The sequence below is a fragment of the Carboxylicivirga taeanensis genome (assembly GCF_051851475.1).
Classification (GTDB): domain Bacteria; phylum Bacteroidota; class Bacteroidia; order Bacteroidales; family Marinilabiliaceae; genus Carboxylicivirga; species Carboxylicivirga taeanensis.
Genome location: NZ_JBPUSJ010000035.1, coordinates 1 through 4,263, shown reverse-complemented (window position 1 = coordinate 4,263; position 4,263 = coordinate 1). Strand labels below are relative to the sequence as shown.

At 33.0% G+C, this 4,263-nt stretch carries 4 protein-coding genes; all 4 read right to left on the bottom strand.

What is annotated here, in order from left to right:
• Positions 1-403: 403 nt before the first annotated feature.
• Positions 404-1,144, bottom strand: coding sequence for a hypothetical protein (locus ACSX1H_RS18800; protein WP_439185797.1), 741 nt, complete (start codon positions 1,142-1,144; stop codon positions 404-406).
• A 155-nt stretch (positions 1,145-1,299) separates the two neighbouring features.
• Positions 1,300-1,800 carry an SMI1/KNR4 family protein gene (locus tag ACSX1H_RS18795; protein WP_439185796.1) on the bottom strand — a complete coding sequence of 167 codons (501 nt, stop codon included), beginning with the start codon at positions 1,798-1,800 and terminating at the stop codon, positions 1,300-1,302.
• A 313-nt stretch (positions 1,801-2,113) separates the two neighbouring features.
• Positions 2,114-2,881 carry a hypothetical protein gene (locus ACSX1H_RS18790; protein ID WP_439185795.1) on the bottom strand — a complete coding sequence of 256 codons (768 nt, stop codon included), beginning with the start codon at positions 2,879-2,881 and terminating at the stop codon, positions 2,114-2,116.
• 172 nt (positions 2,882-3,053) lie between these two features.
• On the bottom strand, positions 3,054-4,124 hold the full coding sequence (locus tag ACSX1H_RS18785; RefSeq protein WP_439185794.1) for a hypothetical protein: 1,071 nt from the start codon (positions 4,122-4,124) through the stop codon (positions 3,054-3,056).
• Positions 4,125-4,263: the final 139 nt, after the last annotated feature.

Sequence of the window (4,263 nt, the reverse complement as noted above, 5' to 3'; positions counted from 1 at the left end):
TGTTACATTCAGTGCGGTCAATCAATCATACGATGCTGACGGTCTTACATACGCCGCTGTCAGTCTTACATTGCGGTCTGTCCGTGTTACATTCAGTGCGGTCAATCAATCATATGATGTTGTCGGGCTTACATATCGTTCTGTCAGTATACTACTTCTCATTGGTAAATATTAATCATGTGCGCCCTGACACATGGGTACTAACGGTTGGCTAGATGAAGCGTATGGCGATTTAACGAACCAAACCTTCCTAAACTCCACTGAGCCAAATCTTTTATTTGTTTTTATCTTTTCATGTTTAAAGCCAAATCAAAGATTTGGCGGTGGTCAATTACTCTACTAACTTCCTAGAAATCAAGAACGCCAAATGCTTTATACTAGCGTGTTGTGTGCTGGTGTTTATCTAGTAGAGTAGTTTGTATCCTATAATTAGTAAAGAATCTATCTCGTATGATTGTCCTAATTTTAGATTAGTGTCATCAATAATGTTTTTATAAATCGTTGTATCTACACTTGATAAATTAGGCTCTCCGTTAATATCATTATTCATTCGTAACTCGGAATAGTCAAGTCTAATTTTTTTGGATTCAAAATCGATTAAGTATTTCCATCTGTTTTGGTCAATTCCTTGCCTTGAGTTTATTTTTGTGTCAACCTTTAAATCAATTTTTTGCAAATAGAAATCCCCATCTCTAAAGCTATAAAACTGAACCTTATTTTGTTTTGAAAGTCCTGATGGTGTTGAAGATTGTGTAATAACTAAATTTAATGAGGTGTCGATTTTTATAAATGTATTTCTTGAATCATTTATCTTGTATTTTTTTAATAGTTCCCATTCTTTATTTCTTTGTTTATACAAGTCAATGTTTACAAAAACGCAAGATGTGTCCCACATTGAAAGACATTCTGATTTCTGATTTGATTCACTTATAATCAACAATTCGAAGTTGTTATCATTGTCAAAGTCAACCAGTTTGTGATTTAAGTAAACATTGTCATTATTCACTAATTCTTTGATGGCTACAGAATCAATAGATTCTATGATATTTTGTCTATTACTTTCAGCAATTTTACTTCTAGAGTTTTTCGTGTTACCACAAGCAAACATTGAAAATATAGTCAGTATTAAAATGTATTTAGTCATTTGTCAATTGATATTTTAATGCTGTGAATTCCACTTGCACACAACGTCTTGCCGCATGAAGTGTGCCGCTGCGTGTGGTATATTCGCTTTCCTAATTGCACCTTGTGCTCGCGCGGGAGATTTAACTCCCAAAACCAGCCTCCGCAAGGCATTCTTTATTGCGGTTTGTTGGAGGGCGTTTTAGATTCCAGTTTATTTATGAGTTCAAAGATGTCTTTAGCTAAATACTTATATTTATCATTTGAATCTCCATCGTATTCCCATATCTCATCTAATGCAACTGGATCACAAGAGACACAAATCTTTGTGTCAGAAGTTGTAAAACCAATTGCTATAAATCGCTTTTCTAACCATTCAATCTCCAATTTTAATTCCTCCTTGTTATTTACCATTTCACTAAGGCTCAGCAAATCTGATAAAAACATTGGGTTCTTGAAATCTCTAGTTGAAGATATAAATACTGATTCCATAGGAAACTCAAAATCTCTTACTTCATCATAGTAAGAATCAATAATTAAGATGGGATCGTATTTTTCAAGAAAGTTTCTATATATAGGCGGAAACCTTTGGCAAAGTGATTCTTCAATAATTTCTATCTGATCTTTACTTTCTTTTATGTTGCTGGTTTCCCTAAAGAAATCAATGCCTTTTTTCATATTTGGCTTGAATAGATTTTATATAACTTATATAAGATTGTTTTTTACCTATATACTCATATCCATCTTCTTAAATCAAGTTGTTGGTTATAGGTGTTGTTATTAATGCCCTCCAACGGCCTGCCGCATGGAGCGTAAAGGAGTTTAACCTTACTAACTTTCCAAATTGAGCGGAGCCAAAGCGCTGTATTTGTTTTTAACTTTTCATTTTTAAAGCCAAATCAGCGATTTGGCGGTGGTTGCCAAAGCTATGAACCAACATAGATGCGCTGCACCCTTTATGCTCTATAGCGGTTTGTTAGCAAGCGTTTTTTTAGTTTGGCGTTATTAGTAGATTTCCTCCTAGCTTTTGATTCCCATGTGTAAAATTTTTGTTCATCATCTTCTTTAGTGCAGGATTACAATCCTTATTATAATCACGAAATACAGTTCCTTTAAACCTTAAATTTCCATTGTCTATTTGAATAAATTCCACAAAATACAAGACAAGTCCAAATTTTGATTCCTTACATATGGTTTCTCTAATATTCTCCAATGTCGGAGTAACTGGTTGTCCATTTTTAATTGTGTGATATGACATTTGATTAATGTCGATGAGCAAAACGCAGTCGGTATTAGCGTAATTCTTTTTATTTTTTTCTCTAAATTTCCGAAGAAGTTTTATTCCTGGATTGGATTCTGTGTTGAACGTTGTGAATCTGGAAGAAGTAATTTCAAATCCGAAGTTTTCAACAAGAAAATCTGGTTGATTCAAATTGGGGTCACCGAATTGAAACATTAAATTTCCTTTTTTAGATGTTCGAATAAAATGGGCACATTGATTAATTTCAAAAATATGACCATGAATAGAAATGTCTTTGTTATTGACTATTTTCTTAATGTAATAGTTATAAATATTTTCATCATATTTTTTGATGTCTATTAACGAAAGACCCAAAGTACGCAAGTGATGCTCTTTTATTTTTCGTTCATCTTCAGTTGCTGAAGGAATCGAGTTTATTTTTACCACTAATGGATGTTGTGTATCATTCATATTGATACCTAAAACATTCTTATAAAAGTGGATTATTTTTTTCATCATTCAACTTTTACGATGCATTGTGTGAATGCTTGCTAACATCTTGCCGCATGAAGCGTGCCTTTTTCGTGTGGTATATTCGCTTTCTTGCTTTCTCTAATGCTCGCGCGGGAGTCAAACTCCCTATATCCACCTTAGTAAGGCATGCTTTATTGCGGTTTGTTAGTTGCTGCCATTATTTAAAGAAGTCTTCAAAAATATGAAACTGTAATTGGCTTCCTATATTCGAAGGTATTAGATATTGTTTCATATCTTCAAATAAAGTATCAGTATTACTTAAATCGCTATCTGTGTATATCATTATAAAAATTCCATGGCGTTTAAAATAATCTTTATGCTTCTTCATCTCCTTTTCGAAGTTGTCACTTGCCATTTCATTTATAACCTTTTGAGTTAATCCTTTAATTTTTTTTAAATAACCATGTGATGACCATGGAGATAACTCAAAACCAATTTTGTTTAAATCTTTAGATTCAATTATTGTAAAATCAAGTCGATATTTATGTTGTTTTTGAAGTCCGTCATATCTATATTCTGGAATTAATAAGGGAATTTCCAACTGATTAGGAGAATTCGTTACATAATCAGAATATAATTCAGCTATTTCCATTTCATATTTCGAACCTGAATTTCTAACTATTACATATTTAAAAAATTTCAGATATTCCTCTACGCTATTAAACTCAATCTTTTCGTTTTTATCAGGAATTAACAACCCTGTTTCTAAAACATGTCCAATACTCCAATATTTTGGTTTGAAATGTCTTATTTCACTTTTATCATTTTCCCATTCTCCATTTACATATCTTGGGGTTATTAAAAGACCATAGTTTGCATTTTGCTGACCTATCCATATTTCTGCTTCACTAATTGTTGGTCTTATTTTCGAAAGAGCATCATAATTTCTCAAATATGTCCTTCTTAAAAACAAAAATAAATAGTCCTTAAAAACTTGATGTTGACACAAAAGGTCATAAGTTTCATAGGCATTTCCAAAGCCACTGCCTGATTCTAACTTTTTTTTATATCCTTGAAGCCAAAGGCTAATAAAATGCTCCTGTGAATGTATAACAGCATCCCTTATGTCAATATAATCTGCAAATTTTCCTCCAATTTTTCCATGTAAAGAATACTCAGAATCAAATCCAGTTGCAGCTAAAACAGCAGGTAACATTTGCTTTAACGTTGCAGACATTTGTTTGTCAATTTTATTCCTTGCTGTTTTTTCTGGGTCTCTTTTTGCCATTATTGTTTCATTTATTTGATACGTTTATTTTTTTTAGGTTGCAGCTAACGGTTGGCCGCATGGCGCTGTAGCAGATTTGCGTTGAGATTGTCCGTCCGAGAGGACGAGACTATCGAGGCGGGAATCTGCCCACCCATAG

Coding starts and splice junctions, on each gene's coding strand:
- ACSX1H_RS18800 (WP_439185797.1), bottom strand. CDS start 1,144: ATGACTAAATACATTTTAATACTGACTATATTTTCAATGTTTGCTTGT.
- ACSX1H_RS18795 (WP_439185796.1), bottom strand. CDS start 1,800: ATGAAAAAAGGCATTGATTTCTTTAGGGAAACCAGCAACATAAAAGAA.
- ACSX1H_RS18790 (WP_439185795.1), bottom strand. CDS start 2,881: ATGATGAAAAAAATAATCCACTTTTATAAGAATGTTTTAGGTATCAAT.
- ACSX1H_RS18785 (WP_439185794.1), bottom strand. CDS start 4,124: ATGGCAAAAAGAGACCCAGAAAAAACAGCAAGGAATAAAATTGACAAA.